We start from the raw sequence: 20221 nt of genomic DNA, 5'->3' as shown, positions 1-20221 counted from the left end.
TTGCCCGCTCTGGCGGCAGTTGCACTTTTTTTCGCCCTTTTACCATTTGATCGCATGATCACCCAGAACCTAACCCAATGGCCGGATGCAGAACGAGCATTTTTCAGCTCGTTAGCCCGCGTCGGAGAATCGGATTGGATGCTTATTCCAACTTTGTTGGTTTGGGTGCTGTCCAAATTGATGGGGTTTGTAAATCTAGGCTACACTATGAATTGGGTCATCCGCGCTATTGGCGGCATGTCCGGGTTTATTTTCGTCAGCGTTGCGGTGCCCGGAATTGTTGCCGCTCTCTTAAAAGTCGCGATTGGACGAGCGCGACCAATGCTGATGGAGGAAGTTGGTATATTTCATTTCACACCATTCGCGGGAGATTGGCGGTTTGCTGGGTTTCCATCAGGTCATGCGACGACAGCTTTTGCCTTGGCGTGGGCAATTTACTTTTTGTTCGGAAAGCGAACGTTGATCGTGTTCCTGGGGGCTTTCTTAATCGCGCTATCAAGGATAGTGGATGAGGTGCACTATTTCACCGATGTCGTTTTCGGCTCAATGTTGGGAACATTTGGCGCATTTTGGGTGCGCGACTATTTCTCGAAAAAACGTTGGGTCCTTGGTGGACGGAGTCCGGAACATAAGAAAGGGACGCAAAATCGCTTGTTGCGCCCCATTCAAAGATTTTGGCGTCAGCTGTTTGTAAAAGCCTAAACTCCGCCAGACACTATATATCGATTGATTGCCGCTTCTAAGTCGGCCTTTAGGTCGGCCATGTCTTCCAAACCAATATGAACCCGGAACAGGTTGCCTTCCGCCGCCCAATTTGTCGCGGAGCGTTGCTGTTTTATGAAAACGGGCAGGATGAGGCTTTCAAAGCCGCCCCATGAATATCCCATTCCAAACAGATCCATATCGTTCAGCATTGCCGAAATGGCTTCTTTTGGCGCTGCTTTCAGCGTGAAGCTGAACAATGAGCCCGAACCGGTGAAATCACGACTAAAGATTGCGTGGTCGGGATGTTGGGCCAAAGCGGGGTGGAATACCTTTTCGACCACAGGTAGCGTCTCAAGCCACTTTGCGAGTTCAAGAGCGCGTTGTTGATGTTCCTTCATGCGCAACGCAAGTGTGCGCAAACCACGGGCGACGAGAAAGCTGTCTTCGGGGGAAACACATACACCCAACGCTTTATAGGTTTCACGCACTGGGCCGGTCCATTTTTGATTTGTGGAAATTGTGCCAAAAAGCACATCTGAATGACCCACAAACATCTTAGTGCCGGCATGCACCACAATATCGGCGCCCAGTTCCAACGGTTTGTAATAGAGCGGCGTTGCCCAGCTATTGTCGGTGATGATGGCAATGTCGCGGTCACCACGTGCCGCCGCAATTGCTGGTAGGTCTTGCACCTCAAATGTCAAAGAGCCCGGGCTCTCAGTCAAAATTGCAGTAGTGTTTTCGCGAATCAGTGCGTTGATTCCACTACCGATTCGCGGATCGTAGTACTCGACCTCCACTTGATTCGCTTTCAAAACCGTGTCGCAGAATTGTCGGGTCGGCTCGTAAGCGCTATCGCTTATCAAAATATGATCGTGCGCATGGGCCACTGCTGTTAGTGCTGTACTGATTGCGCTAAGGCCGGAAGGGGCCAGCATGGTTGCGTCCGCGCCTTCCAACGCGGTGATCACATCACTCACCCCATCGTTTGTTGGGTTGCCATGGCGACCATAATTATACTTACGACCTCCCGCCATGAGTTGCTCAAAACTGTCGAACAACACGGTAGAACCACGCACCACCGGTGTGTTGACGAACCCATCTTGCAGATCAGGGGAGCGTCCTAAATGTGTTAGGATCGTTTCTGGACCCAACTTCGATTGGTTATGTTTGGCGTTACTCATTAATTTTTCCGTCATCAAAGTTATTATTATGGCTACCCAGTAATAGGGTGTGTTTTAACCTCGCAAAAGATTTATGTAACTTAAGGCCTTGACCGCAAGCGAAAAACCCTTTTCCATTGGATCTACCATAATGGACAAAAGTGCCATTTTGGTAGTGACGCCTGAACTTTGGAGGGGAAAGCGTCACAAAATAAAAAAAGGGTTAGGAAAAAGGCAACGTTATGAAGAAACAACTCGTAACACTCGCTCTCGGAGCAGCGTTGGGGCTTTCAGCTTCAGCTGCATTCGCAGACACACTAGAAGACGTAACTGCTAAAGGTTACCTGCAGTGTGGTGTATCACCAAGTACTCCAGGTTTTGCTGCACCAGACGGCAACAATGAATGGGCTGGCTTGGATGTCGACTTCTGTCGCGCCATGGCCGCTGCCATCTTTGATGATGCGCAAGCTGTTCGCTTTACACCATTGACATCTAAAGAGCGTTTCACAGCGCTTTCTTCAGGTGAAATTGATGTTCTTTCACGTACAACAACATGGACAATGAGCCGTGATACCAACCTTGGTATCGATTTCGCGGGCACCATGTTCTATGACGGTCAAGGCTTCATGGTTCGTAAGGACCTAGGTGTTGCTTCAGCAACTGAGCTTTCAGGCGCTGCGATCTGTATTGAAGCAGGTACAACAACTGAACTGAACGCTGCTGACTACTTCTCTTCAAACGGCATGGATTTCAATGCTGTTGTGTTTGAAGATCAAGACGAAGTTGTGAAAGCTTATGACGATGGTCGTTGTGACGTGTTCACAACAGATTCATCTGCACTTGCAGCTGAGCGTTTGTCACTTGCAAATCCTGATGAGAACATGATTCTTCCAGAAATCATTTCTAAAGAGCCTTTGGGCCCATCAGTACGTCAAGGTGACGACCTTTGGTTCAACGTAACACGTTGGGTTTACTTCTCGCTTCTAGAAGCTGAAGAACTTGGTGTTAGCCAAGCAAACGTTGATGATATGCTAGGTTCAGAGAACCCAGGCGTTCGTCGTTTGCTAGGTGTTGAGGGTGACTTTGGTACAGCAATCGGTCTTTCAACAGACTGGGCTTACAAAGTAATCAAGCACGTAGGTAACTACAACGACATCTACGAGCGTCACGTTGGTGAAAATACACCGGTGGGCATTGTACGTGCAGGATCAGTTAATGATCTTTGGACACGCGGTGGCCTAATGTACTCACCACCAGTTCGCTAAGCGAATTCGTGATTAGCGGCTCGACGTCCATTGACGCCGGGCCGTTTTTATAAGGGGGAGGGCAAGTTGCCCGCCATCTCTGATTGGTGAAATTCAGAGAGAGACTACTCAACAAAAACAAATAGGGTAGCTATGGCTAAAAGTCAGGAACAGCTGCAGCAAAAGCGCAGCGCTACATCACTGATATACGACCCAAAGTTCCGATCATACGCATTTCAAATTTTGCTTCTGATTGGTCTAGTCGTTTTCGGATGGTGGATATTTAATAACACAGTAACAAACCTTCAAGCTCAAAACAAAACAACTGGCTTTGACTTTTTGGGGATTACGTCAGGCTTTAATATTGGGTTTTCATTAATTCCATATGACAGGTCGTCGACATATTTCGACGTATTTGTTGTTGGTATTTTGAACACCTTATTGGTGTCAATTATCGGTGTTATTCTCGCAACAATTCTCGGGTTTATTATCGGTGTCGCACGGCTTTCCAGCAATTGGATCATCGCGCGTTTGGCAACAGTTTACATTGAAGTGTTTCGCAACATTCCATTGTTGCTACAATTGTTCTTCTGGTACTTTGCAGTGCTTAAGACAATGCCTTCGGTTAAGAACAGCTTGGAAATGATCACGGGTTCGGTCTATTTGAACAACCGTGGTTTGTATGTACCCGATCCAAATCCAAATGATGCGTTCCTTTGGGTTCAGCTCGCCATTTTGGCGACCATCATTGGGGGCTATTTTCTCAATCGATGGGCACGGATTCGTCAGGAAAAAACTGGTCAACGCTTTCCGTTTGTGCCGGTATTTATTGCTGCGCTTATCGTTGTGCCAACCATTATATGGTTCATTGTCGGTGCGCAGATCAATTTGGATTATCCAGTTCTAGAGCGGTTCAACTTCGCAGGTGGCATTCAAATTCCGCCTGAGTTCGTGGCGCTACTGTTTGGCTTGGTGATCTACACTGCTGCATTTATTGCAGAAACAGTTCGTTCTGGCATTTTGGCGGTTAACACTGGGCAAACTGAAGCTGCCCAATCGCTGGGGTTGAAAAATTCAGATCGCTTAAACTTGGTGATTATTCCGCAAGCAATGCGGGTGATCGTTCCGCCATTAACAAGCCAATATCTGAACTTGACCAAGAACTCGTCACTAGCTGTGGCAATTGGTTATCCAGACATCGTGAACGTGTTTATGGGCACAGCGCTTAACCAATCAGGTAAGGCTGTGGAAGTGATCTTTATGACAATGGCCGTTTATCTAACGCTTTCATTGCTCACTTCTGTGTTTATGAACTGGTACAATGCGCGCATTGCGCTAAGTGAGCGATAGGGAGAACGAATATGACTGATAATAGTTTTACCTACGTTCGTGACAAGATGTTAACAGAGCAGCCGGCGCCGATATCGAATAAAGGTGTCGCGGGTTGGTTGCGTGAGAACTTGTTCTCGGACATTCCAAATTCAATCATGACGATTATTGGCGTTGTATTTTTGGCATGGTTTATCCCGCCAATTTTCAATTTCCTTGTGACCCATGCTGTCTTCCCATGGTCGGTTGAAAACACAATCGAAGCTTGCCGGACAGAAGAAGCAGGTGCTTGCTGGATTTACGTTGCCGACCGGTTCAATTTCTTCATCTATGGGTTCTACCCTTCCGAAGAATATTGGCGCGTAAACATTTGTTTCTTGCTTGGTATTGTCACTTTGGTACCACTTCTATGGCCAGATTTGCCGTATAAGGGGCTTTCCGCGATTGCATTCTTTATTTTGCTGCCAATCGCGACATTCATCCTGCTAAATGGCGGCATGTTTGGCCTTGAACCAGTTCCGACCGGTAAATGGGGTGGTTTGACCATTACATTGATCATCGCAACTGTTGGTATCGTTGCTTCGTTGCCAATTGGCATCGTTTTGGCGCTAGGGCGACGTTCGCATATGCCATTTGTGAAGTATGTATGTATTGCCTTCATTGAACTTTGGCGTGCTGTACCACTTATTACAGTACTGTTCATGGCTTCAGTAATGTTGCCATTGTTCCTGCCTGAAGGAACCACAATCGACAAGCTACTTCGTGCGCTTGTTGGTGTTTCGCTATTTTCCGCTGCTTACATGGCGGAAGTCGTTCGGGGCGGGTTGCAGGCATTGCCAAAAGGACAATATGAAGCTGCAGATGCATTGGGTTTGAATTATTTCAAATCTATGTACCTCATTATCCTGCCTCAAGCATTGAAGATCGTTATTCCGGGCATCGTGAATAACTTTATTTCCTTGTTCAAAGACACGGTTTTGGTGTCGATTGTGGGTCTATTTGATCTCTTAGGCACGGTACAAGCAACAACAGCACAAGTTGAATGGAAATCACCTCACCAGGCGACAACCGGCTACTTATTTGCAGCCGCAATGTTCTGGGTATTCTGTTTCGGTATGTCGCGTTATTCCATGTACATGGAACGCCGGCTAGATACCGGGCATAAGGAGTAAAAATATGTCAGATGTAACAGCAAGCGACATGAAAGTTGACCGCTCAAAAATGACGGTGTCCGACACGGACGTGGCGGTAGAAATCAACGGCATGAATAAGTGGTATGGCGACTTTCACGTCCTCAAAGACATCAATTTGAAGGTCATGAAAGGTGAGCGGATTGTTATTGCGGGGCCATCTGGTTCCGGCAAATCAACGCTCATTCGTTGTATAAATCGCCTGGAAGAACATCAGCAAGGAGAAATCATTGTTGATGGGATCGAGTTGACCAGCGATTTGAAGCGGATTGACGAAGTTCGTCGTGAAGTGGGTATGGTATTCCAACACTTTAACCTGTTCCCGCATCTCACCATTATGGAAAACTGTACACTTGCTCCAATGTGGGTACGCGGCATTCCAAAGGCTGAGGCCGAAGCAACTGCGATGGAATATCTTGAAAAAGTGAAAATTCCTGAGCAGGCGGATAAGTTCCCCGGTCAATTGTCCGGTGGTCAGCAACAGCGTGTGGCGATTGCCCGTTCACTATGCATGAACCCAAACATCATGTTGTTCGATGAACCAACTTCAGCACTTGATCCCGAAATGATCAAAGAAGTGCTGGAAGTTATGGTGAACTTGGCGGAAACGGGCATGACCATGCTGTGTGTTACCCACGAAATGGGTTTTGCACGTCAGGTTGCCAACCGCGTTATCTTTATGGATCAAGGTCAAATTATTGAGCAGAATGATCCGGATAACTTCTTCGACAATCCACAACATGAACGTACAAAATTGTTCTTGAGCCAAATTCTCCATTAGTTGAGAAAAATTGAATTCCCCTCATAAAAATGAGGGGCTTTCAATTGCTTAGGAATTATATTTGATTTACAAACAATTTGAGCGGCCCTTTCGGCCGCTCAAATCTTAAGAGGGATAAGTGAACCGTCTCCGTGTATTCATAGCATTAGTTCTCGCAACTGTGGTGCAAAGCAGCGCGGCATATTCTGACACGCTGGATGACGTGCTAGAACGTGGTGCCGTTCGATGTGGTGCCACGGAGGGTCACAAAGGCTTTTCAGAAAAGTCTGAAGACGGTTTGTGGAGCGGGTTCGATGTCGATCTTTGTCGCGCTGTTTCTGCCGCGGTTTTCGGTGTCGCCAATCGCGTGGAGTTCGTCGAGTTTAAAGGCTCTAGCCGCATCGCTCCGCTGCAAAGCGGTGAAGTAGACTTGCTTGCCCGCAACACCTACTGGACCATGTCGCGGGACACCCAGTTTGGCGTTCAGAATATTGGCATTTCTTATTTTGACGGCCAAGCGCTTATGGTTCCAGAGGCAATGGGCGTTGTTTCTGCCATTCAGCTTACTGATGTGACTGCATGTGCTGTCATCGGTTCATTGGAACAATCAAATCTCGAACGTTACTTTTTTGAGCACCAAATTTCTTACAAAGAAGCATATTACGAAGAGTTTGCAGACCTGCGCGTCGCCTATGAAGCTGGACTTTGTAACGTTGTGACGGCTCCGGCGAGCATATTGCAGGCAATGTTGATTGAAGATTTGGACGAATCTGAACACCGGATATTGCCTGAACGCCTTTCAAACGAGCCATGGGGACCAGTTGTTCGCGCGGATGATGATCGTTGGCAGGATGTTGTTCGCTGGACTTTGTTTGCATTGATCAATGCTGAGGAATTGGGCGTCAATTCTCGCAATGTTGACACGATGGTCGAAAGCAAAAATCCGAAGGTGCGCCGCCTGCTTGGCCTAGACGGTGAGTTTGGTTCGCCATTGGGCATACCTAATACGTGGGCACAAGATATTGTTCGCGGCATCGGCAATTATGGTGAAATGTATAGCCGGAATTTAGGCAAAGAATCCGGTCTGGATATTGCCCGCGGTCAGAATGAGCTGTGGATTCGCGGCGGATTGATGTACGCGCCGCCGATCAGGTAGCCAGTAAGTTAATCGATGATTGCTGCCTGAAATTCCTCGGCGGAAAACTGATATGCTTTGCCAAACCCACCATTTAAATCAGCCCGCAATATCTCAAACATAACCACATGAAAATCTGCGAACCCCGCATAGACTTTTGAACTTGGCCGTTGTGCGATAAAACTTTGGCGCAATTCAGCATCTTCCTTTGTGCCTTGTTCGATAAAGTGAGCTTCGCAAACCGGACTCACGCGCGCCTGCGTGAGCGCATCGCCTTTCGCCCCAACGTCACCCAGCAAGATCGAGCATTTGCTTTGGGCGCGCAATCCGCCAGTATGATGAGCCAAATCTGAGATCAACGTCATCGGTGTGTTCTGGTTTGCCAATGCGAGACCGATCCGACTTGCATATGGCTGCCCATTTTCTTGTGTAGAAGCGAGGACGCCAAAGTCCAATGACATCAGCCGTTTAACCAGCTCGATTGCCTCGTCGTTAATTGGATTTATGGGCGTTTTTATTGCTCGTCTCCACTGGTTTTCTCATCAACCAAACTCATAGAAATGCCGTCGACCTTTTCAATATTGAGCGAACCGACGTCCAACCCGTCGAGGCAGTGGACGTTCACGCCGAAATGGTCTGGCATCGAGCGTTTTCGATGAAATGTGTAGATGCCGCATTTTGAGCAAAAATTGTGCTGTGCGACTTTGGTGTTCCAAGTGTAACAGCTAAGGTTTTCCTCACCGGAAACAAGCTCAAACTTACTCTCATGAACCGCCGTCATCACAGCATTCTTTTTCCTGCACAAGGAGCAGTTGCAAGATGTGACGCGTTCAAGCGATGTCGAAACTTCAAACTGAACGGCACCGCAATGGCATGCGCCTTGATATCGTTTTTCCATCTAACTATCGAAGTGAATCGCGACGCGCCGGTTGATTTTGCCCTTTTTCTCAACCTTACCAAACCGCATTCGGCCAATTTCACGCGTATTGGCCACATGAGTGCCGCCACAGGGCTGCCAATCAATCGATTCCCCGCCATCGCTTATCCGGATCATGCGGATTTTACCTTGGCCGACAGGCGGCTTCACAGCCATGGTTTTGACAAGTTCGGGGTTCGCTTCAAGCTCAGCCTCTGTGATCCACTCCTCAGTGACATCAAGCTCACGATCAATGAGCGCATTAAGTTCGGCGGCTAGCGCCTCTTTATCTTCAGGAGGCTCGGGCATTTGAAAATCCAGCCGACCTTTTTCAGCACCAATCGAACCGCCGGTAACGGGAAGCGGGATGACGACGGAGAGCAAATGCAATGCTGTGTGCATGCGCATTAGCTTATAGCGATTTTCCCAGTCGATATGGCAAGTGATTTCATCGCCAACATTAAGCGTGGCCGGTCCCTCAGCCGGGACATGCACAATCAAGTTTTTGTCGCCATCCGGATGAATGGTCGTCGCAATTTTGATTTTGTCGCCGGACGCAGTCTCCAAAAATCCAATATCACCTGGCTGGCCGCCAGACGTGGCGTAGAAGTTGGTGCGATCCAACAAAATGCCGCCGAGCTCGTTTATATCAACGACCTTGGCGGCAACTGTATTTAGGTAGCTATCGCTACGAAAAAGAAATTCTGTGCTCTGTGAGCTATTATCCATCATCACTTGCCAATACAGATTGAATATCGATATCCAAACTGTTGTCCAAAAATGCAGGTACTGGCAAGCCCTTAGAGTTCAAGAAATCTTTGTTGAAGAGTTTTGTTTGGTAGCGATTGCCATAGTCACAAAGCACTGTGACAATGGTTTTGCCCGGGCCCATTTCTTTGGCCAGCTTCACTGCACCTGCAATGTTGATTGCACTTGATCCGCCAAGGCACAGGCCTTCTTTCTCGAGCAAGTCGTAAATATAGGGCAGGGCTTTGGCATCCGGAATTTGATAGGCGTGATCTGGTGTTAGCCCATCCAAGTTCGCCGTAATGCGGCCTTGGCCAATGCCTTCGGTGATTGAAGAGCCAGTCGAAGCGAATTCGCCTGTTTTATAGTAGCTATAAAGAGCTGCACCTTCAGGGTCTGCAATGCCGATTTGAATGTCTTTGTTACGTTCTTTAAGGGCATGGGCAACGCCCGCGAGCGTGCCGCCCGAACCAACCGCGCAAATAAAGCCATCGACTTTGCCACCGGTCTGTTCAAAAATTTCTGGACCTGTTGTTTCAATATGTGCCTGACGATTGGCCACATTATCAAACTGCTGTGCCCAAACGGCACCTTCGGGAAGTTCATTATTTAAGTGTTCCGCCAAACGGCCAGACAACCGAACATAATTGTTTGGGTTTTTATATGGCTTGGCAGGGACTTCAATAAGCGTCGCACCAGCAAGCTTAATGCTGTCCTTCTTCTCTTTACTTTGTGTATCTGGAATAACGATAACAGATTTATAGCCCAACGCATTGGCAACCATTGAAAGACCAATGCCGGTATTGCCTGCTGTGCCTTCAACAATTGTCGCGCCTGGGCGCAACAGGCCGCGTTTTTCCGCATCACGGATAATATAAAGTGCTGCACGGTCTTTAACGGATTGGCCCGGGTTCAAGAACTCGGCCTTGCCCCAGATTTCGCAACCAGTCGCCTCGGAAACAGCGTTGAGCCTGATTAGCGGCGTGTTGCCAATGGCGTCCAAAACGTTTGTGTGCTTCGTCATGATTCATTCCTTTTAACGTTGCACAAATATTAGGTCTCAACAAACGGTTTCTCAAGCCACAAACAGGTGAAAAACAAAGGCTTTTCCCAATTGGCAAAATTGGCAGCAAACTGATCTAGCAATTGTTAAATAGCAGCGAATGGAATTCTCCTAATTGAATTGATTGGGGCCGACAAATACTTGCGTGCCTTGACATTGCCTGTGTTACCGAATTGGCGAGAAGTGAAAAACTTTGCTTCAATTTGGGCATTCATGACAATTAGATTTCGCCATTCTCCCTTCGGGCAAATATGGATGTTTACAGAAGATCAGATTGACAAAATCTCAGACTTTATGGCGGTAAACTACTGATTTATCAGATTGTTTTGGGGCGACGCGCGGCCTATTTTAGGCGTCGAGTTCATAAGCCCATTCGGAGCCATCATGTCGGCCACACAAAAAACACTCTCCCACCTTCAAGCGCTTGAAGCAGAGAGCATCGAGATTTTTCGCGAAGTTGCATCCAGCTTTGAGCGGCCTGTAATGATGTATTCGATTGGCAAAGATTCGAGTGTTTTGTTGCACCTAGCGCGCAAAGCCTTTTTCCCCTCCAAAATCCCGTTTCCTTTACTGCATGTCGATACGACTTGGAAGTTTAAGGAAATGATCGCTTTTCGTGATCGCATGGCCGAGGAGCATGGGTTTGATCTCATCACCCATACAAACCAAGAGGGCAAAGCGGACAATATCAACCCGTTCGACCACGGCTCGTCACGCTATACCGACATCATGAAAACGGTAGCGCTTCGGCAAGCACTCAACGCCGGGCAATATGATTCCGCAATTGGTGGTGCGCGGCGGGACGAAGAAAAATCACGGGCCAAAGAGCGCATATTTTCACATCGCAATGCGAGCCATGCGTGGGACCCAAAAAACCAACGTCCTGAACTTTGGCGGGTTTTCAACACACGGCTGGCTCCCGGTGAAAGCATGCGGGTCTTTCCATTGTCCAATTGGACCGAGTTGGACATTTGGACCTATATCTATTCAGAAGGCATTGAAATCCCGCCGCTCTACATGGCCAAGAAACGCCCGGTTGTTGAACGGTCTGGCACCTTGATCATGGTCGATGATGACCGGATGCCGCTAAATGAGGGCGAAGTGCCGCGCGAAGAAATGGTGCGGTTCCGCACACTTGGCTGCTATCCGTTGACCGGCGCAATTAGATCTGATGCGGCGACTTTGCCTGAAATTATTATGGAAATGAATGCCTCGACAACTTCTGAGCGAGAAGGGCGTTTGATCGATAGCGATCAAGCCGGTTCGATGGAAAAGAAAAAACAAGAAGGATATTTTTGATCATGCCTGTTTCCGAAAATGTCCTTAAGAACAACGCATTAGATGTTGATAGTTGGCTTGGCCAACAAACCAATAAGAGCCTTTTGCGGTTTTTGACCTGCGGTTCTGTTGATGATGGCAAATCAACGCTGATCGGCCGTCTGCTTTACGATAGTCAGTTGATCCTTGATGATCAGTTGGCCGCTTTGCAAAAAGAAAGCCATAACCGCACCACCGGCGATGAAGGTATCGATTTTTCACTATTGGTTGACGGTCTGACGGCTGAGCGGGAGCAGGGCATCACCATTGACGTTGCCTATCGCTTCTTCACGACAAACAAGCGCAAGTTTATCGTGGCCGATACTCCGGGCCACGAACAATATACCCGCAACATGGCAACGGGCGCATCGAACGCCGATGTCGCCATTGTGTTGATCGATGCGCGTAAAGGCCTGTTGACCCAAACCCGTCGCCACAGTTTTATCCTGTCGCTTATTGGCGTGAAGCACGTTGTGGCGGTGGTCAACAAAATCGACCTAGTCGATTATGACAAAGAAGTCTTTGACCGGATTGAAACTGAATATCGCGAATTTGCAGGTCAGTTGGGCTTTAAATCTCTCGTAACGATTCCTGTGTCAGCGCTTAAAGGCGACAACATCGTCAATAAGAGCGAAGCGATGGATTGGTATCGCGGCCCGCAGTTGGTGCCTTACCTGGAAGAAATTGATGTCACAGAAGACAAAACGGAAAGGCCGTTCCGCTTTCCCGTGCAATGGGTAAATCGGGCAAGTCTTGATTTTCGTGGCTTTTCGGGCACCGTTGCAGGGGGCAGCGTTAAACCGGGTGACGACATATTGATTGCCGCTTCGCGCAAGCCAGCAAAGGTCAGCCGGATCGTCACGATGGACGGCGATCTAGACGTGGCCGTCGCAGGGCAGGCGGTAACGCTTGTGCTGGACAGGGAAGTTGATATCTCCCGAGGTGACACACTTTCTACACCTGGCGCGATTCCCGAATTTTCAAATCAGTTTCAGGCGCAACTTGTTTGGATGAACGAAGAGCGGGCGATTGCTGGGCGTTCTTATTTGGTCAAAATCGGCACGCAATTGGTGCCCGCGACCATTACAGCCATAAAATTCAAAACCGACGTCAACAGCCTTGAAGAGAGTGCCACGCAACACCTTGACCTGAATGAAGTGGGTACGGTGACATTTTCGACCGACAAGCCAATTTCATTTGATCCATATGGTGAAAATGGCACTACGGGTGGGTTTATCCTGATTGATCGTTTGTCCAACGCCACGCTGGCCGCGGGAACGGTTGAGTTTGGGTTGAACCGCGCGCAAAACCTCACTTATCAAGATTTCGATGTAAACCGCAAAACACGATCAGAAATGAAGGGCCAGTCGCCCAAAATCGTGTGGTTTACTGGCCTGTCTGGTTCAGGAAAATCGACGGTAGCAAACTTGCTCGAAAAACGCATCGCAGCGGAAGGCAAGCACACCTATATTCTGGATGGCGACAATGTCCGTCACGGCCTCAACAAAGATCTAGGCTTTTCGGATGAGGATCGAGTTGAAAATATTCGCCGTATTGCAGAGGTCGCAAAGCTAATGGCTGATGCAGGACTAATCGTGTTGGTATCATTCATTTCACCGTTCAAGAACGAGCGCAAACTAGCGCGAGAAGTGGCCGGTGACATCGAATTCATCGAGGCTTACGTAAACACACCGATTGAGGTCTGTGCCGAGCGTGACCCCAAAGGTCTCTATGCGCGGGCGAAAAAAGGCGAAATCAAAAACTTCACAGGCATAGATTCGCCGTTTGAAGCACCAGAACATGCCGACATCACGCTCAACACGGCAGAAAAAGAGCCAGTAGCGCTCGCGAACGAGCTTTATGACTTGATGTTTGAAGGGCATCAATATCGGGCTTTGTAGATCTAACGTATTTGACGAAATCACAATATAAAACTGATTGATTTGAGGCGGCCGTTGGGCCGCCTTTTTTCATTTTTACAGCGACTATTCAGAAGCAATGTCTCTGGGAACAAACATAGCGTTGGCTGGAGTTGCGCCGCGGTGATAGGTGCAGAATGTGTCGTGCGCGTCAGGCGTTGTCGTGTGGATTTTGATGTTGGTGATGACTTCAACAGCACCATGATCAAGGCAAGCCTGTTGGGCATTTTTCACGATGTCCAACAGCTGGTCCAAGTCGCCCTTCATCGTCGTCTCCATCGCACCGACTTGAAAGGTGACACCTGATTCTTTCACAACGTCGATGGCCCGGTCGACCACTTCAAAATTGTTGCCTTCTCGAACGCGTGGGATGACTTGGAACGCCAAATATACTTCAGTGTCGTCGGATGAAATTTGTGTCATTCAATTGTCCTTGCAAATTTCCAATGGCTCACGCGCCAAACGGTCCGCGTCGGTCACGTTGTAGTTCAATTTCACGGAACTAATATTCGGAAGCTTCTTGGAATGACAGGCCAAACTTTTCCCAGTTTAAATTAGATCGGGGCGTCCAAGAGGCAGGTTGTGGGACATGCGTGCTAAGCACAAAACCATTCAAAATCAACACATTATCAGCTGAAAAGCTGACGCAATCGCGTGCACTCAATGATGATTGGGGTGTTTGAAATGTGTGTGGCTCCCCAGGCAAGACTCGAACTTGCGACAAAGCGATTAACAGTCGCTTGCTCTACCAACTGAGCTACTGGGGATCATCACAACAACCTGATGATCAGGTGAGACGGGGTTTACCTGATGTGAGATGACTTGCCAAGACCCTTTTTTAATTTTTGCGAACTTTTTTGTCCGATATCAGCGAATTCGAATTTTCACGCATCCAATGCGAGTAAGTCGCTCATATTGTTAGCATTCTTAAACGGGTCAGTTTCGTAAAACAGCGCAAAATCCAGATGGGCTACATTCAAACTGTCCAAATAATTTCGGATCGAGTTATTTGCGCTTTGTGGGCGCGAATTTGCAATGTTTTTCGCAGCTTCTAGACGCCATAGACTACATGTTGGGTATTCTTGATCGCCATAGCGCGCCACAACTACGTCATAGCTTGCAAGCAAGGATGTGGTGCGCGCGCAAAAGTCTTTTGGAAAGTATGGTGTATCCACTGGAGCGACCAGAAGCGCATTCTCATCCATTTGTGATGCCAATTCAACAGCCCACAAATAACCCGCATAAATCCCGCCAAGTGGTCCGATTTGAGGATCGAACGGATCACCGAGTACCGGGAAATCGTTTGATGCAGGATTTATGGATGTTCTTGATGAAAGAGCGACTGCATCAACCTGTGCACTTAGTTTGCTTTTCAATTTTTGAACTAATGTTGACTTACCTAGTCGCACAGATGATTTGTCGACGCCGCCTAACCGCTGTCCTGCGCCGCCAGCCAATATGGTTGCAAAAATTTTCATGTTGTTTCCACCCGCTTGGCATAAATCAATGTCAGACAAATGCGGCCAAATCAAATTTGAAATGCCGAAAAACCGCCTCGAAAATCATTCGGGGCGGTTTGGTTCGTTAATAAAGCTGTTATGCAGCTACGATTATTGGACAGGTGGAACGAAACCAGGTGCAATGACGAGGTTTCCTAGTGACGTTGTGTTTAGGCGAAGTTTTTTTACTTCGGTATAGGCGTCTGAATTGTACCAATCCTGCAACGCCGCTTCTTCATTCGGGAACTCAATCACAACGGTCCAATTGCCATTCCATTCACCCTCCAAGGTTTCAACCGTGGGCGTGGCGACCAGCACTTTAGCGCCAGTGTTTAAAACAATTGGCGCTACTGCCGCGCCATATCCGCTGAAATATTTCTCTTGGTCTTCGATTTGGATCTGAGCGATCATATAAACAGGATCTGCAAGAGCTGATGTGATCGAGCCGGCTACGAGTGCCGTTGTTAAAATAACCGAGTTGAATATTCTTTTCATGTGTTTTGCACCTTTTTTGGTTGTATTGAACTCACGGGAAAAGTAAATATGCCATGCAAAATTGCAAAACAACGCGAAGTATTGCCCGTCTATGAGCAAAAATGCACATCGTGATTTGCCTTGGGCACACGTACCGATTTTATTGGCACTGTTAAGGCACAAATCCCTTTCAGGCGCGGCTCGTTCTCTTGGTATCGACCGCACGACAGTCGCTCGTCGTTTGGAACGGCTGGAGGCCGATCTGGGTGCACTTATTTTTGAACGACTAGCAGGTGAGCTCTTGCCGACGGACCATGGACGCAAGATTTTGGCGTTTGCGGAACGTGCCGAGCAGGAATTGAGTAATTTGCGTCCAGAGGATGCAGCGAACCGCCGCAAATTTGGTCGGGTTCGTATTGCGACCTCAGAACATGTTTTGACCGCATTCGCCTCTCAGTTTAACGCGTTGATTTCCGAGCTTCCTGAAGTGTTTTTAGAGATTAGCACCTCGAACCAACTTGCTGACCTGTCAAAATATGAGGCCGATATTGTGTTGCGAATTGGCCGTGACCCAACCCAAGTCTTACATACAAAAAGCCTGGGCGCGGTTCGGTTTGCACTCTATCGCCGCAAGGCGGACACTGGGCCAATTGAAACATTCTGGACCCATGCGGGCGAAACCAAGCTCCCCAAAATTGTTCTAGAAGAATACCCTGAGGCCAAAATAATTGCTGCGATTGACGGCGTAATCCCAACCCGGGAACTGATCTTAACTTGCGGTGGAGCAGGAATTTTGCCGCGTTTCTTAGGTGATCGAGATGAACGCCTGATTGCTTGCTCTAAGGATACTTCAGCGGAAAAATACCAATTGATCATCGGATGTTTGCATGAACAACGTAACTTGCAAAGAATTCGGCTTGTGATGCAGGCACTACACGCCAGACTGACACCATTGTTGTAAATTGCAGTCCGGTCTGAAATTCCCCGATTCGATGCTCACGAGTAAACAATTGGATTGAAACAGTCAGGATGACGTGCCGCTCAAGATACGAAAACGTCTGCAATCATCAAAAACGACATGGTCAAGAGTTTATGTTGAGATTGCAAACTATGGAGCTTTGGCCTCCGCCGGGTGTGATTGCAGTCAGGTAATTGGGCGCGCCGTTCAAAAAGTAAGCACGTGGCACAATTAGCACTGAATTTATTGAGCATTTTTGAAAATCTGGAGGCCACGCCCGGAATCGAACCGGGGTACACGGATTTGCAATCCGCTGCGTCACCACTCCGCCACGTGGCCTCAATGAGTTGCGTTGCTATACCAAACCCAAACTGGTTTCAAGCAAATGTTGAGTACAAATTTTGTAAAGAGACGATCTGAAGTCGAAAAACCCACAAATTTGGAAATTCCCTCGCTTGCATATCCCCAAATAGAAAGATATTGAACTTGATAAGGTGCAACCCCTAAAGGAACGTGAAATGGATTTTCAGCGCGCGCGTACAGCAATGGTGGACTGCCAAGTTCGGCCGAACTCAGTTACAGATTTTGAAATTATTCAAATCATGGGTGAAGTGCCACGCGAAAATTTTGTGCCTACTGATTTGCGCGAACTGGCTTATCTGGATGAACATCTTTCGCTTAGCGCTGATCGCAAGATGCTTTCGCCGATGCGGGTTGCACAATTGATCCAGCTTGCTGACATTCAAAAGTCTGATGTTGTTTTAGATGTTGCCTGTGGCAGTGGGTATTCTGCAGCCATTATGGCGGGGCTTGCAAGTTCAGTTGTGGCGATTGATGACGATGAAACATTGGTAGCAACCGCGACGGAAATTCTTGCGGATTTAGACATCGGCAACGTAGCTGTCATGCAGAGTAAATTGGATGCCGGTTTTTCTAAAGAGGGCCCCTTTGACGTAATTTTTGTTGAAGGGTCTGTAGATTTTGTTTCAGACAGCCTTAAAAAGCAGTTAGCCGATGGCGGGCGCATTGTTTGCGTTGAACCAGTTGATGGTGTTGACACCGCAATCCTTTATACAAAGTCGGATGGCGGCCTATCCCGGCGTGAAGTTTTCAACGCTTCAGTGCCACATCTTTTGGCTTTTACGAAGCGGTCAGAATTCAGTTTATAAGTTTATTTACCAAGCAGACTTGAAACGCTCCAACCGCACACCAAATGGATGTAGGTTGGTGTTGCTTTCGCGACACAATCGGGTACATATGCGCAGGTTAATGAAAAGTTAATTTTCTTTTTTGCGTGATTTTATGCATATTGTGAGCGCTTGGAATTGGTCGGGGTTAGAGTAGTGTTTTTAAAAAAGAGTTTGATCGCAGCAGCGACGTTGTCGCTTGCAATGACCAGCATTGCGAGTGCTGAGAGTTTAACGAATGCTTTGGCAAAGGCCTACACAAGCAACCCGTCTATGGCTGCTGCTTTGATTAGTGTGAAGTTGGCTTCAGAAGATATCGTTTTGCGCAAATCTGGCATGCGACCTCAGATCAACCTTTCAGCCACAACCCAGTATAGCTGGTCAAATTCTGGCGGTGTGCATACCGGTGCAGGAACTGGTAGTGTGAATCTGCAATATAACCAACGCCTGTTTGATGGCCTTAAGACAAATGCCCAGATTGACCAAGCGCGTGCCTTGGCAGACGCAGCAACGCACGGTTTGCGCAATACAGAACAAAATGTACTTCTTTCCGCTGCAACAGCCTATATGGACGTTGTACGCGATACAAACTTGGCTAGCCTGCGCGCGGACAACGTTAAGTTCTTGCGCGCCCAAGTTTCATCTGCCCGGAACCGCCTTGAAGTGGGTGAGGGCACAAAAATCGATGTTGCTCAGGCACAAGCGCGTTTGGCGCAAGCGGTTGCCAGCTACAAGTCGTCAATTAATTCTCTTCGCACGTCTCAAGCTTCATATGTGCGTTGGATGGGAACGAAGCCAAGCGGACTAAATTCAAACTTCAAATTTGGCAGCGTGCTGCCGCGCTCGCTGGATAAGGCTTTGCGTTCAGCGCGTGCAAATCACCCAGCGATCAAAACGGCCCAGGCTCAAGTTGAAGCGGCTAGCTACAATACGGACGCAGCTTTGCGCGCGTTTGGCCCGACAATCGATCTAATTGGCTCGATTTGTGCGATCGATTGTGGCGGCGGGTTTGCTGCTCGTGGATCATCAGGGTCAATTCGATTGACGTTGGCAATTCCGATTTATCAGGGTGGTGCATTAGGTGCGTCGGCACGTAAAGCAAACTTGAGTCACATTCGTGCTGAAGTTGATGCTCGGTCTACTGTAAACCAGGTAGAAGAATCAGTTGTTTCTGCGTGGGGTGGGCTTCAAACTTCTATCGCTCTGATTGAATCAGCAAATGCATCTGTCCGTTCTGGTCAAATCGCACTTGATGGTGTGATTGAAGAAAGAAATGTCGGACAGCGCACAACGCTTGATGTGCTAAATGCGCGTGCGGAGCTTACGAGTGCAAAAGAGGCGCTTTATACAGCGCAGCGCAATAAAGTTGTTGCGGCCTTTTCTCTAGTTTCTGCAACCGGTCGTCTTGATGCGGCGTCACTTCACCTGCCGGTGTCGATCCAATCTGCGGATGGGTATCGTGCAAACGTGGAAGACATTTGGGGCGAACTGCGCGATCAAGCCAACTAACTGGTGGAAAACGCGGAATTGTCGCTCGACTGGACTAACGCGAACAATTTGATCACAATAAGCTGAACTAGTGCGAATCGCATCGTGTTTGTGATGTAGAGTTGCTTCGCACAAATGTGAGGCAAAGATGAATCAACCAGCGTCTAAAGACCCATCAATGGATGAAATTCTGTCTTCAATTAGGCAGATTATCGCTGATGACGAGCCAGCTGTGGCCGAAGAGCCAACAGCGGCAAAAGCGGCACCAGCTTCGCCATCACCGGTGGCGGAGCCAACGCCCCAGGCAGCGCCGGTACAAATGGCTGAACCTGCGCCAGTCCAAGCACCGATGGTTGAAGAAGAGCCGCTGTCCCTAAGCGCAGACCAGATGGTCAGTGCGGAACCAGCTCCAATCGCGCAGGATGCGCCAAGTGCAGCACCCGCGCCAGCCGAAGAACCTCTTGCTTTAAGCCCAGAGATGATGATTGAGACCGCGCCTGCTGCCGCGACGCCAGATATACCTGATGATGCCGCATTGACGCGCGGCGCGCCGGACCCGCAGGAATTTGCAAATGAGTTTGGCGACAACGTGTCCGAAGATGTCGGGTTGGTTGTGCCGGATGATATAGCATTTATTAGTGATAGCGACGAAGATGATGCCGCGGCAATGCTCAATGACGTGGACGTCGAATCTGTTGATTTGGACGTGGCTGATTTAGACGATCTAGATGCGATGTCTGGAGACATTGATCTGGCTGTCTTGGACCCTGATCCCGTTGCCGAAGTGGAAGTTGAAGAACCTGTGCAAGCAGAATTCGAACAACCCCAGAGCCCATTGCCAGATAAATCGCTCACTACAGAAATGTCCGATGAGCTTTTGGAACCGGCAACCCAAGCGGCCGCCAAGAGTGCTTTTGGACAATTGGATGCGTTGACGCAAATGGGTGGTGGCCAAACGGTTGAAGACCTGATCCGCGAAATGCTTCGCCCGATGCTTAAAGGCTGGTTAGATGAAAACTTGCCCGGCGTTGTCGAGAAATTGGTTCAACGCGAAATTGAACGCGTCTCACGCGGCAACAAATAGCCAATTTGGGCGAATTTTGATCGTGCGCTGTTGACAGCGCGCG

20 protein-coding genes and 2 tRNA genes are annotated in these 20221 nt (G+C 48.3%); 12 read left to right on the top strand and 10 right to left on the bottom strand.

The genetic code is table 11. The features are described from left to right. Positions 1-702 carry a phosphatase PAP2 family protein gene (locus tag AC2D8L_RS05425; protein WP_484684419.1) on the top strand — a complete coding sequence of 234 codons (702 nt, stop codon included), beginning with the start codon at positions 1-3 and terminating at the stop codon, positions 700-702. Here AC2D8L_RS05425 and metC read toward each other — a convergent pair. Next, on the bottom strand, positions 699-1889 hold the full coding sequence (gene metC, locus AC2D8L_RS05420; RefSeq protein WP_484684418.1) for a cystathionine beta-lyase: 1191 nt from the start codon (positions 1887-1889) through the stop codon (positions 699-701). The genes AC2D8L_RS05425 and metC overlap by 4 nt on opposite strands. A 221-nt stretch (positions 1890-2110) precedes the next feature. Here metC and AC2D8L_RS05415 point away from each other — a divergent pair, with 221 nt between their 5' ends. The 5 genes from AC2D8L_RS05415 (at position 2111) to AC2D8L_RS05395 (ending at position 7547) form a co-directional block, all read left to right on the top strand. Continuing rightward, positions 2111-3133 (top strand): amino acid ABC transporter substrate-binding protein, encoded by a 1023-nt coding sequence (locus AC2D8L_RS05415; RefSeq protein WP_484684417.1) that lies wholly within the window; start codon positions 2111-2113, stop codon positions 3131-3133. A gap of 132 nt (positions 3134-3265) precedes the next feature. Beyond that, positions 3266-4462: an amino acid ABC transporter permease gene (locus tag AC2D8L_RS05410; RefSeq protein WP_484684416.1), complete on the top strand. Its 1197-nt coding sequence runs from the start codon at positions 3266-3268 to the stop codon at positions 4460-4462. 11 nt (positions 4463-4473) lie between these two features. Continuing rightward, positions 4474-5613 (top strand): amino acid ABC transporter permease, encoded by a 1140-nt coding sequence (locus AC2D8L_RS05405; RefSeq protein WP_484684415.1) that lies wholly within the window; start codon positions 4474-4476, stop codon positions 5611-5613. A 4-nt stretch (positions 5614-5617) separates the two neighbouring features. After that, positions 5618-6412, top strand: coding sequence for an amino acid ABC transporter ATP-binding protein (locus tag AC2D8L_RS05400; protein ID WP_484684414.1), 795 nt, complete (start codon positions 5618-5620; stop codon positions 6410-6412). Positions 6413-6530: 118 nt separating this feature from the next. Next, the gene (locus AC2D8L_RS05395) at positions 6531-7547 is read left to right on the top strand and encodes a transporter substrate-binding domain-containing protein (protein ID WP_484684413.1); all 1017 of its coding nucleotides are present in this window, start codon (positions 6531-6533) and stop codon (positions 7545-7547) included. Positions 7548-7555: 8 nt separating this feature from the next. Here the strand turns inward: AC2D8L_RS05395 and AC2D8L_RS05390 are convergent, their stop codons facing one another. The 4 genes from AC2D8L_RS05390 to AC2D8L_RS05375 are packed head-to-tail and all read right to left on the bottom strand — an operon-like array spanning position 7556 to position 10213. Further along, a complete protein-coding gene (locus tag AC2D8L_RS05390; RefSeq protein WP_484684412.1) occupies positions 7556-7987 on the bottom strand; it encodes a pyridoxamine 5'-phosphate oxidase family protein in 432 nt (143 codons plus the stop codon). 53 nt (positions 7988-8040) lie between these two features. After that, on the bottom strand, positions 8041-8424 hold the full coding sequence (locus tag AC2D8L_RS05385; protein WP_484684411.1) for a GFA family protein: 384 nt from the start codon (positions 8422-8424) through the stop codon (positions 8041-8043). Further along, positions 8425-9171: an alanyl-tRNA editing protein gene (locus AC2D8L_RS05380; RefSeq protein WP_484684410.1), complete on the bottom strand. Its 747-nt coding sequence runs from the start codon at positions 9169-9171 to the stop codon at positions 8425-8427. Further along, on the bottom strand, positions 9164-10213 hold the full coding sequence (locus tag AC2D8L_RS05375) for a cysteine synthase A (protein WP_484684409.1): 1050 nt from the start codon (positions 10211-10213) through the stop codon (positions 9164-9166). The genes AC2D8L_RS05380 and AC2D8L_RS05375 overlap by 8 nt, the downstream gene beginning before the upstream one ends. 423 nt (positions 10214-10636) lie before the next feature. Between AC2D8L_RS05375 and cysD the strand changes: the two genes are divergently transcribed. Together cysD and cysN are read left to right on the top strand one after the other, a co-directional pair. After that, the gene (gene cysD / locus AC2D8L_RS05370) at positions 10637-11551 is read left to right on the top strand and encodes a sulfate adenylyltransferase subunit CysD (protein ID WP_484684408.1); all 915 of its coding nucleotides are present in this window, start codon (positions 10637-10639) and stop codon (positions 11549-11551) included. Between the two features lie 2 nt (positions 11552-11553). After that, entirely contained in the window at positions 11554-13470 is a 1917-nt protein-coding gene (gene cysN / locus AC2D8L_RS05365) for a sulfate adenylyltransferase subunit CysN (protein WP_484684407.1), read from the top strand. Between the two features lie 84 nt (positions 13471-13554). Here cysN and AC2D8L_RS05360 read toward each other — a convergent pair whose 3' ends face one another. The 4 genes from AC2D8L_RS05360 to AC2D8L_RS05345 all read right to left on the bottom strand — a co-directional run bounded on the left by AC2D8L_RS05360 (position 13555) and on the right by AC2D8L_RS05345 (position 15482). Beyond that, entirely contained in the window at positions 13555-13911 is a 357-nt protein-coding gene (locus AC2D8L_RS05360) for a thiamine-binding protein (RefSeq protein WP_484684406.1), read from the bottom strand. 268 nt (positions 13912-14179) lie between these two features. Further along, positions 14180-14255 (bottom strand) — tRNA-Asn (locus tag AC2D8L_RS05355). A 117-nt stretch (positions 14256-14372) separates the two neighbouring features. After that, entirely contained in the window at positions 14373-14966 is a 594-nt protein-coding gene (gene mobA, locus AC2D8L_RS05350) for a molybdenum cofactor guanylyltransferase (RefSeq protein ID WP_484684405.1), read from the bottom strand. A 132-nt stretch (positions 14967-15098) separates the two neighbouring features. Continuing rightward, complete coding sequence (locus AC2D8L_RS05345; protein ID WP_484684404.1) at positions 15099-15482, bottom strand: DUF1330 domain-containing protein; 384 nt, start codon at positions 15480-15482, stop codon at positions 15099-15101. Positions 15483-15573: 91 nt separating this feature from the next. Between AC2D8L_RS05345 and AC2D8L_RS05340 the strand changes: the two genes are divergently transcribed. Beyond that, entirely contained in the window at positions 15574-16422 is an 849-nt protein-coding gene (locus AC2D8L_RS05340) for a LysR family transcriptional regulator (RefSeq protein WP_484684403.1), read from the top strand. Between the two features lie 262 nt (positions 16423-16684). On the opposite strand, the gene AC2D8L_RS05335 is transcribed toward AC2D8L_RS05340, so the two are convergent. Beyond that, a tRNA-Cys gene (locus tag AC2D8L_RS05335) sits at positions 16685-16758 on the bottom strand. A gap of 179 nt (positions 16759-16937) precedes the next feature. Between AC2D8L_RS05335 and AC2D8L_RS05330 the strand changes: the two genes are divergently transcribed. From AC2D8L_RS05330 to AC2D8L_RS05320, 3 genes are all read left to right on the top strand, one after another. Beyond that, positions 16938-17588: a protein-L-isoaspartate O-methyltransferase family protein gene (locus AC2D8L_RS05330; RefSeq protein WP_484684402.1), complete on the top strand. Its 651-nt coding sequence runs from the start codon at positions 16938-16940 to the stop codon at positions 17586-17588. 174 nt (positions 17589-17762) lie between these two features. Next, positions 17763-19115 (top strand): TolC family outer membrane protein, encoded by a 1353-nt coding sequence (locus AC2D8L_RS05325; RefSeq protein WP_484684401.1) that lies wholly within the window; start codon positions 17763-17765, stop codon positions 19113-19115. Between the two features lie 127 nt (positions 19116-19242). Continuing rightward, positions 19243-20178, top strand: coding sequence for a DUF2497 domain-containing protein (locus AC2D8L_RS05320; protein WP_484684400.1), 936 nt, complete (start codon positions 19243-19245; stop codon positions 20176-20178). Positions 20179-20221: the final 43 nt, after the last annotated feature.

It is taken from the genome of Maritalea sp. YIW29 (assembly GCF_057219265.1).
This window is presented reverse-complemented; position numbering and strand designations above follow the sequence as displayed.

Excerpts from the sequence above, each read along its gene's own strand:
- AC2D8L_RS05340 (WP_484684403.1), top strand. The coding sequence starts at position 15,574 with ATGAGCAAAAATGCACATCGTGATTTGCCTTGGGCACACGTACCGATT.
- AC2D8L_RS05380 (WP_484684410.1), bottom strand. The coding sequence starts at position 9,171 with ATGGATAATAGCTCACAGAGCACAGAATTTCTTTTTCGTAGCGATAGC.
- AC2D8L_RS05390 (WP_484684412.1), bottom strand. The coding sequence starts at position 7,987 with ATGTCATTGGACTTTGGCGTCCTCGCTTCTACACAAGAAAATGGGCAG.
- AC2D8L_RS05415 (WP_484684417.1), top strand. The coding sequence starts at position 2,111 with ATGAAGAAACAACTCGTAACACTCGCTCTCGGAGCAGCGTTGGGGCTT.
- cysD (WP_484684408.1), top strand. The coding sequence starts at position 10,637 with ATGTCGGCCACACAAAAAACACTCTCCCACCTTCAAGCGCTTGAAGCA.
- AC2D8L_RS05405 (WP_484684415.1), top strand. The coding sequence starts at position 4,474 with ATGACTGATAATAGTTTTACCTACGTTCGTGACAAGATGTTAACAGAG.
- AC2D8L_RS05345 (WP_484684404.1), bottom strand. The coding sequence starts at position 15,482 with ATGAAAAGAATATTCAACTCGGTTATTTTAACAACGGCACTCGTAGCC.
- AC2D8L_RS05385 (WP_484684411.1), bottom strand. The coding sequence starts at position 8,424 with ATGGAAAAACGATATCAAGGCGCATGCCATTGCGGTGCCGTTCAGTTT.
- cysN (WP_484684407.1), top strand. The coding sequence starts at position 11,554 with ATGCCTGTTTCCGAAAATGTCCTTAAGAACAACGCATTAGATGTTGAT.
- AC2D8L_RS05320 (WP_484684400.1), top strand. The coding sequence starts at position 19,243 with ATGAATCAACCAGCGTCTAAAGACCCATCAATGGATGAAATTCTGTCT.
- mobA (WP_484684405.1), bottom strand. The coding sequence starts at position 14,966 with ATGAAAATTTTTGCAACCATATTGGCTGGCGGCGCAGGACAGCGGTTA.
- AC2D8L_RS05400 (WP_484684414.1), top strand. The coding sequence starts at position 5,618 with ATGTCAGATGTAACAGCAAGCGACATGAAAGTTGACCGCTCAAAAATG.
- metC (WP_484684418.1), bottom strand. The coding sequence starts at position 1,889 with ATGAGTAACGCCAAACATAACCAATCGAAGTTGGGTCCAGAAACGATC.
- AC2D8L_RS05360 (WP_484684406.1), bottom strand. The coding sequence starts at position 13,911 with ATGACACAAATTTCATCCGACGACACTGAAGTATATTTGGCGTTCCAA.
- AC2D8L_RS05410 (WP_484684416.1), top strand. The coding sequence starts at position 3,266 with ATGGCTAAAAGTCAGGAACAGCTGCAGCAAAAGCGCAGCGCTACATCA.
- AC2D8L_RS05330 (WP_484684402.1), top strand. The coding sequence starts at position 16,938 with ATGGATTTTCAGCGCGCGCGTACAGCAATGGTGGACTGCCAAGTTCGG.
- AC2D8L_RS05375 (WP_484684409.1), bottom strand. The coding sequence starts at position 10,213 with ATGACGAAGCACACAAACGTTTTGGACGCCATTGGCAACACGCCGCTA.